The sequence below is a fragment of the Herminiimonas sp. NPDC097707 genome (assembly GCF_044761395.1).
GTDB lineage: Bacteria > Pseudomonadota > Gammaproteobacteria > Burkholderiales > Burkholderiaceae_D > Oxalicibacterium.
Genome location: NZ_JBIWCI010000002.1, coordinates 15,237 through 31,453, shown reverse-complemented (window position 1 = coordinate 31,453; position 16,217 = coordinate 15,237). Strand labels below are relative to the sequence as shown.

The window sequence follows — 16,217 nt, the reverse complement described above, 5'->3', positions numbered from 1 at the left end:
GTATCAGGGTTTGTACTGGAAGAGGCCGCAGATGCGGCCGAGCAGACGCGCCAGATAGCGTGGAAATGGCAGCAGCAGGCGCGGCAATAAATTGAGCAGCGCCAATCCCATGGTTTTCCAGCGCAGTGCGGCAACATGTTCGACGCCGAAATGCTTGCGCGTAAAAATCAGTTTTGATTGTGCATGATGATAGCCGCGACCGAACTCGGCGCGCCACGGACTGGGCCCTTTGACCGAGCCGCGTGACAGATGCGTGACGCTGACCTGCGGTGCAACGATGATTTGTTTTTTCTGCATGAAGACGCGCTGACATAAATCCTCGTCTTCGTAATACAGGAAAAAAGTTTCATCGAAGAAGCCGATTTCGCGCATGACCGGCATATTCAGCAGCATCACTGCACCACAGACGAATCCGACGCAGCATGGTGCACCTGCTGCCGGTCCGGCCGAAGTCCAGTGCGTGACGGGCCAGCGATAACTGACTTCCACTTCGCCGCCGCGACGGATCAAATGTGGCGCAATGATGGCGGCGTCCGGGTATTGATCTGCAACTGCCAATAGATCGCCTAAAAAATTTGGTGCAGGGAGGCAATCCGGATTGAGCAATAGTGCATAGGCAGTTTGCGCCTGTAGCAAGGCGCGATTATTGGCGGCGCCGAAACCGAGATTGCGCTCGTTGCGGATGATTTTGGCATTCGGCATATGAATGGCAACTTGCGCGATCGTGTCGTCGTCGCTGGCATTGTCGACGATGGTCACATGCGGCAGCACCGACAAGGCGCTGGCCAGGCCAGCCATGCAATGTGCGCTGTTGTAGGTGACGACAACGACGGTGACATCAGCGCTCGAGATGTTCATTTGCTATCCACAGCCTTTTTAGTCGCAGAAAATTCCCACACCAGATGCGATTGCTGGCCGCTGATGCGCTCGCCGATCGCGCGCAGGCGATGGCCGAAACCCGGGTGGGTCGGCTCGTAAGCGCCGCGCGGATGTACCCAGCATTGACGTATTAGGCGAAATTCGCCGGCAAAGCCATACATGCGCGCCATCACTTCGGGCGCGGTGAAGTAGCGATGCGTTTTAGCGGTGATGATATTGACGTGAGTGGGATCGCGCAGTGCTTTTTCGTGCGGAAAAGCGGGCGTCACAGCGTACAGTACGCCGTCCGGTTTCAGTACGCGCCAGATTTCATTCATCAATTCGATGAATGGAAAGCGCGAGGTCTGACTTGTATGGTCGACTGCCACGCGCGGAATATGCTCAAAGAAGTCATAGGCCGAAACCGAATCGAAGGAGTTATCCTCATATGGAATCGGGCCCACGCTGAGATTGGCAGTGGCGATGGTGGCATTGGATAAGGTTGCTGAATCGGCGCGAATATCGACGCCATGCAGATCCGGGTGTCCGAATGGATTCTTTGGGCGTGTACCGCAGCCCAGATCGAGATGTTTTAGAGGCATGGTCTGCGTCTGAAATAATTAAATTAGTATCTCAGGAGTGGCGCTACGCACGCTGGCTGGTGGCGCGACTCCATCCTTGATGTCCGGAAAAAACCATGATGTTTGATCTAGCGCTGGAAAGCGGCATTGATTCACTTTACTATGCCGGTTATCGCACGTTTTACGGCGCAGGCAGCGACCAGACATCCCGGTTCAATTCTTGTTTGATTTGTACGGCATTATATGTCCTAACGGCATGATTTCGATATCATCCTGACGCATAGGCAGGAACGTTAGTCGAAAAAGGCCGCGCCGCAGACTTACCTTGAAGTGGGCATCGTGCCTATAGCTGGAGAAATGAATGACAGAGAGTGTGAATGCAGTGAGTGCCGCCGGAAGCAATGAGCGCGTCATCCTGTGCATGAAATGGGGCACCAAGTACGGCCCGGAATATGTGAATCGCCTGTATGCAATGGTGCGTCGCAATTTGAAAGGTGACTTTCGTTTCGTCTGCCTGACCGATGACGGTGCCGGCATTCGTTCGGAAGTGGAATGTTTTCCGATTCCCGATTTGAAACTGCCGAATGGTCTGCCCGAACGGGGCTGGAAAAAGCTCACGACTTTCGAGTCTGATCTGTATGGCTTGCAAGGTACGGCGCTGTTTCTCGATGTGGATGTGGTGATTACCGACAGCATCGATGCTTTCTTTGAGCAGCCGGGTGAATTCCTGATCATTCACGACTGGAAGCGCCCTTGGCGTGTGACGGGCAACTCGTCTGTCTATCGTTTCAAGCTGGGCGCGCATGCAGACGTTCTGGAAAAATTCCGTACCACGGGTGCGGAAGCACGCCAGGCTTTCCGTAATGAGCAGGCATTTTTATCAGATGTATTGCACAAACAAGGCAAGCTCACTTACTGGCCTGCATCCTGGTGCTGCAGCTATAAATATCACTGCATCCCATCATGGCCGACCAATTACTGGCGTGAACCGTTTGTGCCGGACGGCACCAAGATCGTGATTTTCCACGGCGAAGTGAATCCGCCGGATGCACTGGAAGGACGGCGCAATCGCGCCTTGCGTTTTGTACGCAAGGCGCCGTGGATTGCTGATTACTGGAAGGAGTAATTCCTTCTGCGGGATCAGGTTGCCGGCATGTTGGCAGCGCAAAAAAACGGAATCATGTGGAATACATGATTCCGTTTTTGCCTTTAAATAACTGGAGTTTGCGTACTTGTGACATAACTTCGCGAAATATATTCGTACGTCGGGAAATGTCTTTCGAGATTGGAGAGGTGTTTAATCTTTCCTGAATGCGAAGTTGGCACTTCAGAGCACTCAATTACAACAAGCCTTACTTTTTTCTAAATACCCCATAAATATGGGGCGTGTTTTCATTGCATTTTAGATATCGTCATTCTATTTGATAATGTCCGGGTGATCTTCAACGCCCGCAATAACAATGCAAAAGCAAGCCGGTGCAAATCCTTTCTTCCGCAAGTCGTTTGTTCCTTCCATGACTTTGGTGATCAGTGGGCTCTTCTTTTCACCTTCGGTATGTGCGCAAAGTTTCGCTGCCGATGAGCTGTTAAGACAGCAGGAACGTGAACGGCAATTACGTTTGCAGCAGGAACAAACGCCGGATGTTCGCTTGCAAGCACCTGTGACGTCGACAACGACTCTCTTGCCCGCAAATGAATCACCCTGTTTTCGCATCGATCACATTGCGTTAATTGGTGATGCGGTGGATCACTTTCAATTCGGTTTGCAAAGCGTGATTGACGGAGAAGATACTCCCATCGGTAGATGTCTTGGCGTCAATGGCATCAATCTGGTTGTGAACCGTATACAGAACGCGATCGTCGACAAGGGGTTTGTGACAACGCGCGTGCTGGTTTCTCCGCAAGACCTCAAGACAGGTCATTTAACGCTGACCGTCATTCCAGGACGCGTGCGTGACATTCGTTTTGCAACAGATGCCGATCCACGCGGTACTCAATGGAATGCCATTCCGATTCGATCCGGTGATATTTTGAATCTGCGCGACATCGAACAAGGCTTGGAGAACTTCAAGCGTGTTCCTACCGCTGCTGCAGATATCAAGATAGAAGCAGCGGAAGGCGAAGGCGCACAGCCAGGACAAAGTGATCTTGTCATTGCCTATCAACAGAGCTTTCCATTCCGGGCATCTGTCTCCCTGGATGATTCAGGTTCCAAAGCGACCGGTAAATACCAGGGTGCCTTGACACTGTCTTATGACAACTGGTGGACGCTGAATGATTTGTTCTATATCAGTGTCAATCATGATCTGGGCGGAGGTGAGTCCGGTGCACGCGGCACGCGCGGCGGAACGGTTCACTATTCGATACCGTTCGGGTATTGGGCGCTGAGTACAACGGCCACGAGCAATCGATATTTCCAAAGTATTGCCGGCTTGAACCAGAACTACGTCTATTCCGGCACCAGTAGCAGTAATGATCTCAAACTCTCGCGCGTCGTTTACCGGGATGCACAACGTAAAACGACGATGGCTTTGCGTGCCTATCTCAAAGAGTCGGATAACTTCATTGATGACACTGAAGTACAAACACAACGCAGACGAACTGCAGGATGGGAGCTCAGTATTGGGCACCGCGAGTTCATGGGAGCCAATACGCTGGATGTGAATCTTGCCTATCGCCATGGAACAGGCGCGTTTCGGGCGCTTCAGGCGCCAGAGGATGTCTTCGGAGAAGGTGCCTCCCATCCCCAAGTCTGGAATGCCGATGTTTCCTTATCTGTTCCCTTTCAAGTTGCGCAGCAAAACCTGCGCTATCTCGGCGCATTCCGTGGGCAGTGGAACGATACGCCCTTGGTGCCGCAAGATCGCTTTGCCATTGGAGGTCGCTACTCGGTGCGTGGGTTTGATGGCGACATGATGCTCTCCGCCGACCGCGGTTGGACTCTGCGCAATGACATCGGCCTCGTCCTGGGATCCAGCGGGCAGGAGCTGTACCTCGGCCTGGATTACGGCGAAGTCGGTGGCCAGTCCAGTCGCTACCTGATCGGTACGCGTCTGGCGGGTATGGCAATCGGCCTGCGCGGTAATGTGCTGGGCGGCGCATACGACATCTTCGTCGGTCAACCACTAAAAAAACCAGATGGATTCAGAACAGCCAATACCACGGCTGGTTTCAATCTGAATTGGAGTTATTAGCACAGTTGCAGCAATTCACATCGTTACGGTTCTCACATTAAACAAGAACAAGCAGGGGAGCAGACATGAACAAGCATTTATATCGCATTGTCTTTAATCAAGCGCGTGGCATCTTGATGGTGGTGGCAGAGAACACGGCTACACAAGGCAAGGGCGATGCTGCTCCGGTCGCGTCCGGTGTTAAACAGGTTGCAGACTTGCCGTGCATGCAGATGAGGACGATTTCCTTTGCAGCGAAGCTTGCTGCCGGCGTCATGAGCTTGAGCATGCCATTGGCCTATGCGCAAATCGTTGCCGATCCGAATGCACCCGGTAATCAACGTCCTACCATCGTGCAAACAGCAAATGGCCTGCCTCAAGTCAATATTCAGACGCCGTCTGCTGCCGGTGTGTCTCGCAACACATATAGCCAGTTCGATGTGCAAAGTAATGGCGCCATTCTCAATAACAGCCGCACCAATACCGCAACACAAACAGGCGGCTGGATACAAGGCAACCCGTGGCTGGTAGGTGGGGCTGCACGCGTGATTCTGAATGAGGTGAACTCCAGCAATCCCAGTCAGCTACGCGGCTACGTCGAAGTAGCAGGACAAAAAGCGGAAGTGATCATTGCCAACCCGGCAGGCATCCAGGTCAATGGCGGCGGCTTCATCAATGCCGATCGCGTGACGCTGACGACCGGTACGGCGGTCATGAATCCGCTCCATGGCGGCTCGCTCGAGAACTACCGCATTACGCAAGGCACGATCAGTATCGACGGTCTGGGATTAGATACGCGCACGGCAAGCTACACCGATATTCTGGCCAGATCCGTTCAAGTGAATGCAGGGATATGGGCGAATCGCCTGAAGGTCGTCACCGGTGCGAATGAGGTTAGTACTACCAGTGCAGACTATCCCGGCAATGCGGCTCAGGGTGTTACGCCGATTACAGCAACGGGTCCGGCTCCGCAATTCAGTCTAGACGTTGCCGCGATAGGCGGCATGTACGCAGGTCATATCTATCTGGTTGGCAGCGAAAGTGGGTTAGGGGTACGTAATCAGGGCGCCATCAATGCTACGGGCGGCGATCTGGTTCTTCTATCGAACGGTTTTTTAACGAACGAAGGAGCGATCCAGGCTGCATCGTCGAATGGCAGTGGCGGCCACCTCAGGATTGAGACAAGCGGTACGATCAATAACGTCGGTGCGCAGGCAGTCATCAGCGCACAAGATCATGCTGCGGTTGTGACAACGGCGGATCTGACCAATGCGGGCAAGATCGACGCTGGTAACGTACTTACCCTAAGTGCGAAGAATATCGACAATACGGTCACGGGCGAGATCGCGGCTGTTACGTCCAGGATCTCAGCCACTGACCAGCTCTCTAATCGCGGGCTGATCGATGGCAGCGAGGCCTTGCTTCAGGCCGGCACGCTCGACAATATCGGCACCGGTCGCATCTATGGTGATCACCTTGCCATTGAGGCAAATACTCTGAACAACGATACGGAAACGATCAACAGTCTTCGGTCAGATGCCGTGATTGCTGCACGTGAACGATTGGATATCAGTGCAGGTGTGCTGAACAATAAAAATGGTGCGTTGATTTTTAGTGCGGGTACGGGAGCCAACGCCCTCAACATCGGTGGCAGTCTGGACGCGGAAGGTCATGCTACAGGCACGGCTGGCACGATCAACAATGAAGCTGCCACCGTCGAATCGCTGGGTGGAATAAATATTTCGGCACAGCAGCTCAACAACCTGAATCCGGATTTCAGTATTCGGACGGATACGACGAACGAATCTACCTACGTGCATTACATTCGGTTGGGTGGGACGCGCTACCTGGAGAGTGCATTGGGCCGCTGTTTCAAGTGTGCCTCGGATCGATATGATGACGGCGATCCCGGTCTGCCGCGTTTGGAGTACGTTGCTCCTAGCACTCAATATCCGTTCGAGGCTGGTTATTCGCGCGTTCCCTATCAGCTCGACACCTACGAGTACGATGAAGCACGTGATATGAGCTTTACCGTTCCTTATCTCTACCCTGAAAACAACCCCGTCTGGGCACTCTTTAATGTGCCGGTGGGGAATCAAGCGGCGCTGAGAAACCAGCTTATTAACTATAACCAGAGCATGATTTATCGTGCGTACCGGGACTTCTACCAGATTTGGGTGACGAGTACACAGACTGTACAGACTGTGGTGGACAACCCTGGCACACCAGGACGTATTGTCTCTGGCAAAGGTATGACGCTCTCGGGTGGCGCTATTGTCAACGACAACAGCCAGATTCTGGCTGGAGGTAATCTGGATATTACTGGCAGTAACCTGACTAATACTGAAACCTCGGGTCAGCGCGTCGTCACCGATTTCGGCTCATTCCGGGGTGATAGCGTGAAATACAAAGGGTATGGGCTGCACGCTGGCTACTACGGTAGCGGAGCGTACGTCGAAGTGACCGAAAGCGTTACAACGAAACTCGATACCTCGGTTGCCAGTAGCAACACCAGTGTGTCCGGAAGCGGTACGCAAGTGGCGAGCCGTACAGCACCCGGCAGCAGCCTGATGATTCTCAATCCTGACCCGACGGCCAGCTATCTCTACGAGGTTGATCCGCGTTTCGCTAACCAGCAGCAATGGCTCTCCAGCGACTACATGCTGCAGGAATTGGCCACTGATCCGAACACGATACAAAAGCGTCTGGGTGATGGCTTCTACGAACAGAGGCTCGTACGAGAACAGATTGCGGAACTCACCGGACGCCGATTCCTTGACGGCTATGCTAGCGACGAAGCCCAGTATCAGGCGCTGATGCAAGTGGGAGCAGCTTATGCCAAGGAGTGGGAATTGGTGCCTGGGGTGAGTCTGACTGCTGCGCAGATGGCGCAACTGACCAGCGATATCGTCTGGCTCGTAGCGCAAGAAATTGTGCTGCCGGATGGCACCACAACAACGGCGTTGGTGCCTCAGGTCTACGTCATGCCAAGACAGGGCGACCTTGTCGCCAATGGTTCCTTGTTAGCTGGGCAGAACGTCAATATCCAACTCTCCGGCGATCTTAAGAACTCCGGCACTATCGCCGGACGCAACGTTACGCAGATTACTGCAAACAATGTACAGAACCTGGGGGATATCGCCGGCAAGGCAGTCAGCGTGGCTGCGCAGCAGGACCTGACGAATCTTGGCGGTCGCATAATGGCCGAGGATAGTCTTGTTGCTACGGCGGGAAGAGACCTCACCGTACAGAGCACGACCAGCACAGGAGCGGCATCTGCAGGTCGTTCCAGCAGCAGTCTCACGCAGGTGGATCGCGTGGCGGGTCTCTACGTCACGGGAGAGAAGGGCATCCTTGTGGCCAGCGCTGGCAATGACTTTAGTGTATTGGCGGGCGTGCTTTCCAGCGCAGGTGATATTCAAGTTACGGCTGGCAACAACGTGAACCTCGGCACGGTCGAGACAGGATACAAGAGCGACCTCACGGCGAATGATCGCAACTACATGCGGGCGTCTGGTACGCAGGAAGTTGGTAGTCAGATTGTTTCTGGCGGTAGCACCAACATTATGGTCGGCAACGACTTCAATGCCCGGGCTGTCACCGTTGATGCCGCGGGGGATCTGGCAATCGGTGCCGGCGGGAATGTTGCGATTACGGAAGGTCGCGCCACCAGTCAAAGCGACGATGCGCGTTATGCGAAGAGCAAAGGTTTCCTCTCCTCATCCAGTACCGAAAGCCGCGAGCAAAGCCTAAGCGATAGTGCCATTGGCAGCAGCATTGGCGGCAAGACCGTCACGATCGCGTCGGGGGGAGATACGCTCATTCGTGGTTCGAATGTAGTCGGCGATAGTGACACCACCGTAGTAGCGGGTAGAGATCTCAGCATCCAGGCTGCGACCAACACTAGTCAGGCTAGTAGTTTCAATGAGACAAAAAAAAGCGGCCTCTTTAGTAATGGAGGCTTGAGCATTACCTACGGCAAGCAGGAACAAAGTGCCGATCAAAAGAATACACGAACAACCTCTGTCGGCAGTACAGTTGGCAGTATCGGCGGAGATGTTCTGCTAGTAGCAGGCAATCAATACAATCAGATAGCGAGCGATGTGCTCGCTCCGGCAGGTGACATTAGCATTGTCGCGAAGAAGGTCGATATCGTTGCTGCTTCCAATACTTATACCAATAGCACGGAACAGCACTTCAAACAAAGTGGCCTGACGCTCGCCATCACCAGCCCGATCATTAGCGCCATCCAGACTGTGCAGCAAATGGCAGATGCTGCGAGTAAAACACAAGATGGACGTATGCAGGTGCTGGCTGGCGCAACGGCCGGGCTCGCTGCCAAAGACGGTTATAAGGCGATCCAGGCTGGACAAGGTATCACCATAAATGGAGAAGAGAATCAGATCGCAACCGGCAGCGATACACAAGGCAACCCAACCAGCCGCGATGCCACCGCCGCCGATCAGGTAGGTGGTGTTAACCTCAGCATCAGCATTGGTGCCTCCAGCAGTGAAAGCAAAACGACCCAAACCGGCAGCCATGCTGTTGGTTCCGCGGTAGTCGCAGGCGGGAACGTCACTATCGTCGCTAGTGGTGCAGGTAAGGATTCCGACGTCATTGTGCAGGGTTCTGACATCAGTGCAGGTAACAACGTTGTCATCAACGCGGAAGATGAAATTAAATTACTTGCGGCTCGAAACACCGATGAGCAACACAGTACCAACAAGAGCAGCAGTGGCAGTATCGGTATCAGCATTGGCACCAGCGGCTTCGGCATTACGGCATCGGCCAGTGCAGGACGCGGCAACGCTGATGGTAGTGATGTCAGTTGGAGCAATACCCACATCAACGCAGGCAATCAGGTAGCGATGCAATCCGGCGGCGACACCGCGCTCAAGGGTGCGACAGTGGAAGGCAAACAGGTCGTGGCCGAGGTAGGGGGCGATCTTCGCATCGAAAGTTTGCAGGATACAAGCGAATACGACAGCAAGCAGAAAAACATGGGCGGCAGCGTCACCATCGGAGCCAGCATGTCTGGAAGTATTAATTACAGCAAGAGCAGTATCAACAGCGACTACGCCAGCGTGACGGAGCAATCCGGCATCAGAGCTGGAGATGATGGATTTCAGCTCAAGGTAGATGGCAATACCGATCTGAAAGGCGCTGTTATTGCCAGTACAGCGCGAGCTATAAGGGATGATAAAAATATTCTTGTTACAGCCAGTCTTACTACTAGCGACATTGCTAATCATGCCGAGGCTAGTGCTAAAAGTAGTGGAATTAATCTTTCCAGTGATATGTTCACACAAGGCAAATACGGTATTGCTAAAGGCATTATCGGAACATCTCTTAACAACGGAGAGTCGTCAGGTTCTTCAGACGAAGTTACCCGTAGCGCAGTAGAGTCCAGCATTATTGTGCTTACCGACGACACTGCACAATTGGCATTAACTGGTAAGACAAGCAACGAATTAATAGCTAGCTTAAATCGTAATACTACTAATGCTCATAATGCTGCGCAGAAGCAGGATGTCGATGCCATGAGACAGAGCGCAGAGGCTGAGAAAATAATCAAGTACACCATATTTGTTGAGACGGCAAAATTTACTGATGAGGCATATCGAACAATATTTATCAAACAGCATCCAATGTTTGAAATTGAGAAGGATGCGGATGGTAATACATTAATTGATGAGAAAAATGGTAAGCCAATCTTGCATGAGTTGTCAGAGCAAGAGAAAACCAATATTCGACCAGGTCCAGATGGCAAGGTACGCATTGCCGTCAACGGAATATTTAACGATCAGGATGCGGCTGGAAGTTACGCGAATCAGCATAGCGACCAAAAAGGGCCGCAGTACCTTATCCATTTTCCAGAGGCGGAGGGAGCCGTTCCAGAATTATTGGTCGCAGCCTATCAGAATTTCTTGGAAAATGATTTTTGGGGCCTGAGTAATTCAACTACCCAAGTCAAATATTTTATGAATCAATATGGTGAGAGTGGACTTCAGCTTGATGGACATAGTCGTGGTGCCATGACAATTGGTAATGCATTGGAGTCGCAAGCTACAAATAGAAATTCGTTGGGTAGCTTGAGCGAGACAATTATTAATTTTTATGGCCCTGCTTATAATGCGGCAAAGGCGGATACTTTGCTTAGTACATTGCAAAACAGGGATAGTGTGACAAATTTAGATCAAATTAATGCAATGGTTTTACAGTTGCAGAATCATATCGCTGATCCTGTCGGTGGATTGATAGGGAATAATCCAAGTACAGGAGGAACTATCCCTATCGGCAGCAGCAGTTTTTTGGAAGCTATTAAGGCTGTGACAGGCGGGGCCGTGACTGCGCATAATTGTTATGGTGCATCTAGCAATCCGGATTGTGCAATTTTCTGGAATGGAGGATTGCCTGTATTACGTCCGATCAGAGTTTACTCAGAGAGTCAAAGGTAAGCATAAGAATGTTTTTGAAATTAATTAGAATTGTCGTCGTTCTTTCATTGGTCGCTTGTTCGGGAACGAAACCATTTCAACCACCACCGCATCCTGCAATGCTTTGGGAAAAAAATGCATTAACATTTACAGATGCTCTAAGCGAGATGAAAAAATGTGGTTGGATTGAGCCTAAAAATAATCTCGACTCTAGTGGGAAAATTAATATGAATATATATGCGGAAGTTGATAAGTGCATGCTAAGAAAAGGGTTTTCGTATGTTGGTCGTACGCCATTGTTATGCGAACAATTGACCTATCAAAATCTCTCTTCATGTAAATGAGCTATTTTTTCTATACATATATTTTCATAGCTATGAATACCAGCACGCCAGGATAGGGAAAACTCTGATTTCTTACTGTGATTTCTGTAGCTTTGTTAAGTTTAAGAGTGATGCGAAAATTACTTGATTCCGCTTCCTGTAGATCAGGGCTGGTAAGAGTTTCTTGAGAATGAAGCATATACAGCCGCGCTATTTTTCACCTCTTATGTGCTTGGGAGAGATTGGTGTTGCACTTCTTTTCGTAACAATATTATAGGGATGTACAACCTCATCTAGTGTACAAACTGAATTTGCCCCCAAGACGCAAGCTCGAATTCGTGTATTCCACGGAACTGCGGCGTATCTTTATCTTGGTAACATTTGTGATGGCAATACCTATCCGGTTATTCATGCTGCTGCAGGCGGATTTTCCTATTTCGAACGTAATAAGAAAATAGGAATGCCAGTTACTGACGATATGTCGTTCTCTTATCATGAGTATGCGATTCCAGCCAATGAACCTCTCACAGTAAAAATGTACTGGCAATCGCAGAATGCGAATGGGATATGGGAGCATTGCGGTCCGCTGTATACAATATTTACTCCTGATGCCGGGCAGGATTACGACACTTTTATGCCGTTTTATCGCGGGGTTTGTCAGGGAGTGAAGGTACGTAAATTTGTACCGAATGAGAGTGGTAAGGTTACTACTGTGGCAGCACGATTGAGCGGCCTTCCATTTCGGCAATGTCGTAATTAAAGGATAGCTTCGTTTTCATTTCGCGAATAACCGGTATTGCCCCGCACTTTGTATAACGAGGTGTCAATCGCAAGTCATCAGAGGGCTATTGTTGATATTCTAACTGGCGCCAGGAAGCCGCAATTGATTGGTGGTGCTGTGTTTCAGTTGCGGTAATCTTCCGTCTAAATATGCCGGCAGCTGAATTAACTCACATTAGAATGACATCGTACTGTTCCTGGTGATACACGGCTTCCACCTGCAGGGAAATCGGCTTACCGAGGAAGTCGCCCAGCATGGCCAGATGTTGCGATTCTTCTTCCAGGAACATGTCGATTACGACTTGCGAGGCGAGGATGCGGAATTCGCGTGGATTGAACTGCTTGGCTTCCCGCGTCAGTTCGCGCAGGATTTCATAGCAGATCGTTCGTGCGGTTTTCACCTGGCCTTTGCCGCCGCAGGCGGGGCAGGGTTCGCACAGGATGTGCGCCAGCGATTCGCGCGTGCGTTTGCGCGTCATCTCGACCAATCCGAGAGCGGAAAAACCGGAAACCGAAACCTTGGTGCGATCGCGCGCCAGTGCCCGGTTGAGTTCGCTTAATACGGCATTCCTGTGCTCGACATTTTCCATGTCGATGAAATCGAGAATCATCATGCCGCCCAGATTGCGCAAACGCAATTGGCGGGCAATCGCATGCGACGCTTCCAGATTCGTTTTGAAGATCGTATCGTCGAAATTGCGTCCGTTGACGAAGCTGCCGGTATTGACGTCTATGGTGGTCATTGCTTCGGTCTGATCGACGATCAGATAGCCGCCGGATTTCAGATCGACGCGGCGGCCCAGTGCGCGCTGGATTTCTTCTTCGACGCCATACAAATCGAAGAGCGGACGTTCGCCCGGATAGTGCGCCAGCTTGGTCAGTACCGAAGGCGTGTACAGTTCGCCGAATTGCTGCAGCTTCTGAAAGTTTTCGCGCGAATCGACCTGGATGCTGGCGGTTTCATCATTCACAAAATCGCGCATCACGCGCTGTGCCAGATCCAGATCCTGATACAGCAGCGATGGCGCCGGCTTGGTCTTGGCGAGCTGGGTAATATTGCTCCAGGTTTTGCGCAGATAATCAACGTCCATCTGCAAGTCGTGATCCGATGCGTCTTCTGCCATGGTGCGAATAATGAAGCCGCCTTTTTCACCTTCCTGCATCAGCTTCTGTACTTTTTCGCGCAACAGTTCACGTTCGACTTCGTTTTCAATCCGTTGCGAAATGCCGATATGCGATTCCTGCGGCAGATAGACCAGCATGCGTCCGGCAATCGAAATCTGCGTCGACAGGCGCGCACCCTTGGTGCCGATGGGGTCCTTGATGACTTGTACCGTGATCGATTGGCCGTCGAACAGCATGCGTTCGATCGGTATCGGTGTGGTCGGCAGGCCGTCGTGTGAACGGGCATCCCAGATGTCGGCCACGTGCAGGAAGGCGGCGCGCTCCAGGCCGATATCGATGAAGGCCGATTGCATGCCCGGCAGGACGCGCACGACCTTGCCGAGATAGATGTTGCCGGCCATGCCGCGCGACAGTGTGCGTTCGATGTGCAATTCCTGCACGGCGCCCTGCAATACCAGTGCGACCCGGGTTTCCTGCGGTGTGACGTTGACGAGAATATCTTCGCTCATAGGATGTGCAAGCCTGCCTGCTCCAGTAATTTTCCGGTTTCGAATAAGGGCAGGCCCATGATGCCTGAATAACTGCCCGCAATATCTTGTATGAACAATGCCGCCTGTCCTTGTATGCCGTAGCCGCCTGCCTTGTCGTAGGGTTCGGCGGTAGCGCAGTAGGCGCGTATCACTTCGTCGGAGAGTTTGGTAAACGTCACGTCCGAGCGTTGCGTTATTTGAAAGGTTTGCTCGCCGTGGAGTATGGCGACGTGGGTCAGCACCTGATGCGTATGGCCGGACAGCGCCTGCATCATCTCTATCGCTTCGGCATTATTGGCCGGCTTGCCGAGTATGCGACCATCGAGCACGACGGTGGTGTCGGCGGCAAGTATCGGACGCAGCGGTAACTTGCGCCACCACATGGTTTTTTGCGCGAAGGCGGCTTTTTCCAGTGTGACGCGGGCCACGTAATCTTCTGCGCGTTCATTGGGCTGGACGATTTCGCTGACTTCCGGGCCGCGCGGCGTATGGTCGCGCAATAACAAGAGTTCAAACTCGACGCCGATTTGCCGCAGCAGTTCGCGGCGACGGGGACTTTTGGAGGCCAGGTAGATTTTTTTCGGCAGCGGTTTCATCAAAAATTACACCCGATGATAGGGATGGTTTTGCGTAATCGACCATGCACGATACAACTGTTCCGCCAGCATGACACGCACCATGCCGTGCGGTAGCGTCAGGCTGGAAATACGAATCAGCATATCGGCATTTTTCTTGAAATCCGGATCGAGCCCGTCGGCACCGCCGATGACGAAGGTTACATCGCGTCCATCCTGCTGCCACTGCGTCAGCAATTGCGCCAATTGCACGGACGTTACATCCTTGCCGTGCTCATCGAGGGCGATGATGCGTGCACCTTTCGGCACTGCAGCTTCGATTTTCGTGCGTTCCAGCGCCATCGCAGTCTCGGCAGTCTTGCTGCCTGAACGTTCGACCGGCTTGATTTCCTTCAGATGGATGCGGCAGTCCGGCGGCATGCGTTTCGCATATTCGCCGAACCCGTTCTCTATCCATGCGGGCATTTTGTGCCCGACTGCAGCGATGACGAGCTGCATGCTTGTGTCCGTTGAATCCGCTTATTCAGCAGATTTTGCTTTGGGCTTCGCCGGTGCACGCGTCTTGCTTGCAACTTTCTTGGCAGGTGCTTTTTTAGCAGGCGCCTTTTTGTAGGCAGCGGCTGTTTTAGTGGCGGCGACCTTGATGGTTTTGCCGACAGCTTTTTTGGCCGTTGTTTTTTTCGCCGGCGTTTTGTCGGTAGCCGTTTTTACTGCCGTTTTACGCGCCGGTTTTTTCGGTTCGTCGTCCAACGTAGTCTGGCTGGCGCTCAAGTGGCGGCCGACAGCTTTTTTCGGCGCTTCTTCATCATCGGCCGATTTTTTGGCTGTGCGTTTGGCCGCGCCGAACTTGACTTCCTTCTCGCCCCAGATTTCTTCCAGGCGATAGTAGGCGCGGATCGCCGGTTGCATGATGTGGACGATCATGTCGCCCAGATCGACCAGTACCCATTCGCCGGTATCTTCACCTTCGATGCTGAGAACGTTGCCGCCGTTTGCCTTGACCTTGTCGCGCACGGATGCCGCCAGTGCCTTGGTTTGGCGGTTGGAGGTGCCGGATGCAACCGCAATGCGGTCAAACAGGCTCGTCAGGTGGACAGTGTCGAATACCTGGATGTCTTGCGCTTTGACGTCTTCCAGTGCATCGATGACCAGAGCTTGCAGTTTTTTGATGTCCATTAGCTTTTATATAGGTGATGTTGTTCAATATAGTCTAGCACCCCGAGAGGTAGCTGCGAAGTCGGGTGTTCTCCGCGCTGCAAGGCGGCGCGGATGGCGGTGGCAGAGATATCGACCGCCAGATTGGGTGCAAGGTAAGCCAGGCCTTGCGGGGTAGTGCGAATTTGCTCCGGCGTGCCAGTGCGACGGGCGAATTCCTGTGCTACTTCAGTCGGTATATGGGCTGCGTCCATTGCAAAACCAGGCCGAGACGCTGCACAGATATGTGCATAGTCGAACATCTGTTGCCATTTCTGCCAGGTATTCAAATGCTGCAACTGGTCGGCGCCCATCAGGAAGACGATAGAGGCATGCGGTCCCAGTTCCTGCCGGATCGCGCGCAAGGTATCGATAGTATAAGTCGCGCTGGGCCGCAGGATTTCCTGCTGATCGATGTTGACGGCGACTTTTTGCGTGCTGAATGCGCTACGCACCATCGCCATGCGATCCTGACCGGAAGCTTGCAAACCATGCTTTTGCCACGGATTGCCGGCCGGGATGACGCGTAATTCATCGGGTTTCAGCAATGCAACGAAATAATCCGCCAATGCGACATGGCCATTATGCACAGGATCGAAGCTGCCACCGAGCAATGTAATGCAAGGGGTAACGCTCTTCAC

At 52.4% G+C, this 16,217-nt stretch carries 11 protein-coding genes; 4 read left to right on the top strand and 7 right to left on the bottom strand.

What is annotated here, in order from left to right:
- Positions 1 to 3 precede the first annotated feature (3 nt).
- Together ACIQW9_RS13620 and ACIQW9_RS13615 are read right to left on the bottom strand one after the other, a co-directional pair.
- The gene (locus ACIQW9_RS13620; RefSeq protein ID WP_402338123.1) at positions 4 to 858 is read right to left on the bottom strand and encodes a glycosyltransferase family 2 protein; all 855 of its coding nucleotides are present in this window, start codon (positions 856 to 858) and stop codon (positions 4 to 6) included.
- A complete protein-coding gene (locus tag ACIQW9_RS13615) occupies positions 855 to 1,460 on the bottom strand; it encodes a methyltransferase domain-containing protein (protein WP_402338120.1) in 606 nt (201 codons plus the stop codon). Before ACIQW9_RS13615 ends, ACIQW9_RS13620 begins: the two co-directional genes overlap by 4 nt.
- 340 nt (positions 1,461 to 1,800) lie before the next feature.
- Here ACIQW9_RS13615 and ACIQW9_RS13610 point away from each other — a divergent pair, with 340 nt between their 5' ends.
- The 4 genes from ACIQW9_RS13610 (at position 1,801) to ACIQW9_RS13595 (ending at position 11,393) form a co-directional block, all read left to right on the top strand.
- Complete coding sequence (locus tag ACIQW9_RS13610) at positions 1,801 to 2,565, top strand: glycosyltransferase (RefSeq protein ID WP_402338117.1); 765 nt, start codon at positions 1,801 to 1,803, stop codon at positions 2,563 to 2,565.
- A gap of 388 nt (positions 2,566 to 2,953) precedes the next feature.
- On the top strand, positions 2,954 to 4,633 hold the full coding sequence (locus ACIQW9_RS13605) for a ShlB/FhaC/HecB family hemolysin secretion/activation protein (protein WP_402338609.1): 1,680 nt from the start codon (positions 2,954 to 2,956) through the stop codon (positions 4,631 to 4,633).
- Positions 4,634 to 4,698: 65 nt separating this feature from the next.
- A complete protein-coding gene (locus ACIQW9_RS13600; RefSeq protein ID WP_402338114.1) occupies positions 4,699 to 11,070 on the top strand; it encodes a hemagglutinin repeat-containing protein in 6,372 nt (2,123 codons plus the stop codon).
- Positions 11,071 to 11,084: 14 nt separating this feature from the next.
- The gene (locus tag ACIQW9_RS13595) at positions 11,085 to 11,393 is read left to right on the top strand and encodes a hypothetical protein (protein WP_402338111.1); all 309 of its coding nucleotides are present in this window, start codon (positions 11,085 to 11,087) and stop codon (positions 11,391 to 11,393) included.
- A 929-nt stretch (positions 11,394 to 12,322) separates the two neighbouring features.
- On the opposite strand, the gene rng is transcribed toward ACIQW9_RS13595, so the two are convergent.
- From rng to ACIQW9_RS13570, 5 genes are read right to left on the bottom strand one after another with little or no spacing between them, the layout of a single operon-like run.
- Positions 12,323 to 13,786, bottom strand: coding sequence for a ribonuclease G (gene rng, locus ACIQW9_RS13590; RefSeq protein WP_402338109.1), 1,464 nt, complete (start codon positions 13,784 to 13,786; stop codon positions 12,323 to 12,325).
- A complete protein-coding gene (locus ACIQW9_RS13585) occupies positions 13,783 to 14,403 on the bottom strand; it encodes a Maf family protein (RefSeq protein WP_402338607.1) in 621 nt (206 codons plus the stop codon). The genes rng and ACIQW9_RS13585 overlap by 4 nt, the downstream gene beginning before the upstream one ends.
- Positions 14,404 to 14,409: 6 nt before the next feature.
- Positions 14,410 to 14,880, bottom strand: a complete 471-nt coding sequence (gene rlmH, locus ACIQW9_RS13580) for a 23S rRNA (pseudouridine(1915)-N(3))-methyltransferase RlmH (RefSeq protein ID WP_402338106.1) — start codon at positions 14,878 to 14,880, stop codon at positions 14,410 to 14,412.
- Positions 14,881 to 14,901: 21 nt separating this feature from the next.
- Positions 14,902 to 15,558 (bottom strand): ribosome silencing factor, encoded by a 657-nt coding sequence (gene rsfS / locus ACIQW9_RS13575; RefSeq protein WP_402338103.1) that lies wholly within the window; start codon positions 15,556 to 15,558, stop codon positions 14,902 to 14,904.
- Positions 15,558 to 16,217 carry a nicotinate-nucleotide adenylyltransferase gene (locus ACIQW9_RS13570; RefSeq protein WP_402338100.1) on the bottom strand — a complete coding sequence of 220 codons (660 nt, stop codon included), beginning with the start codon at positions 16,215 to 16,217 and terminating at the stop codon, positions 15,558 to 15,560. Before ACIQW9_RS13570 ends, rsfS begins: the two co-directional genes overlap by 1 nt.

Excerpts from the sequence above, each read along its gene's own strand:
- rng (WP_402338109.1), bottom strand. The coding sequence starts at position 13,786 with ATGAGCGAAGATATTCTCGTCAACGTCACACCGCAGGAAACCCGGGTC.
- ACIQW9_RS13600 (WP_402338114.1), top strand. The coding sequence starts at position 4,699 with ATGAACAAGCATTTATATCGCATTGTCTTTAATCAAGCGCGTGGCATC.
- rsfS (WP_402338103.1), bottom strand. The coding sequence starts at position 15,558 with ATGGACATCAAAAAACTGCAAGCTCTGGTCATCGATGCACTGGAAGAC.
- ACIQW9_RS13620 (WP_402338123.1), bottom strand. The coding sequence starts at position 858 with ATGAACATCTCGAGCGCTGATGTCACCGTCGTTGTCGTCACCTACAAC.
- ACIQW9_RS13585 (WP_402338607.1), bottom strand. The coding sequence starts at position 14,403 with ATGAAACCGCTGCCGAAAAAAATCTACCTGGCCTCCAAAAGTCCCCGT.
- ACIQW9_RS13610 (WP_402338117.1), top strand. The coding sequence starts at position 1,801 with ATGACAGAGAGTGTGAATGCAGTGAGTGCCGCCGGAAGCAATGAGCGC.
- ACIQW9_RS13605 (WP_402338609.1), top strand. The coding sequence starts at position 2,954 with ATGACTTTGGTGATCAGTGGGCTCTTCTTTTCACCTTCGGTATGTGCG.
- ACIQW9_RS13615 (WP_402338120.1), bottom strand. The coding sequence starts at position 1,460 with ATGCCTCTAAAACATCTCGATCTGGGCTGCGGTACACGCCCAAAGAAT.
- rlmH (WP_402338106.1), bottom strand. The coding sequence starts at position 14,880 with ATGCAGCTCGTCATCGCTGCAGTCGGGCACAAAATGCCCGCATGGATA.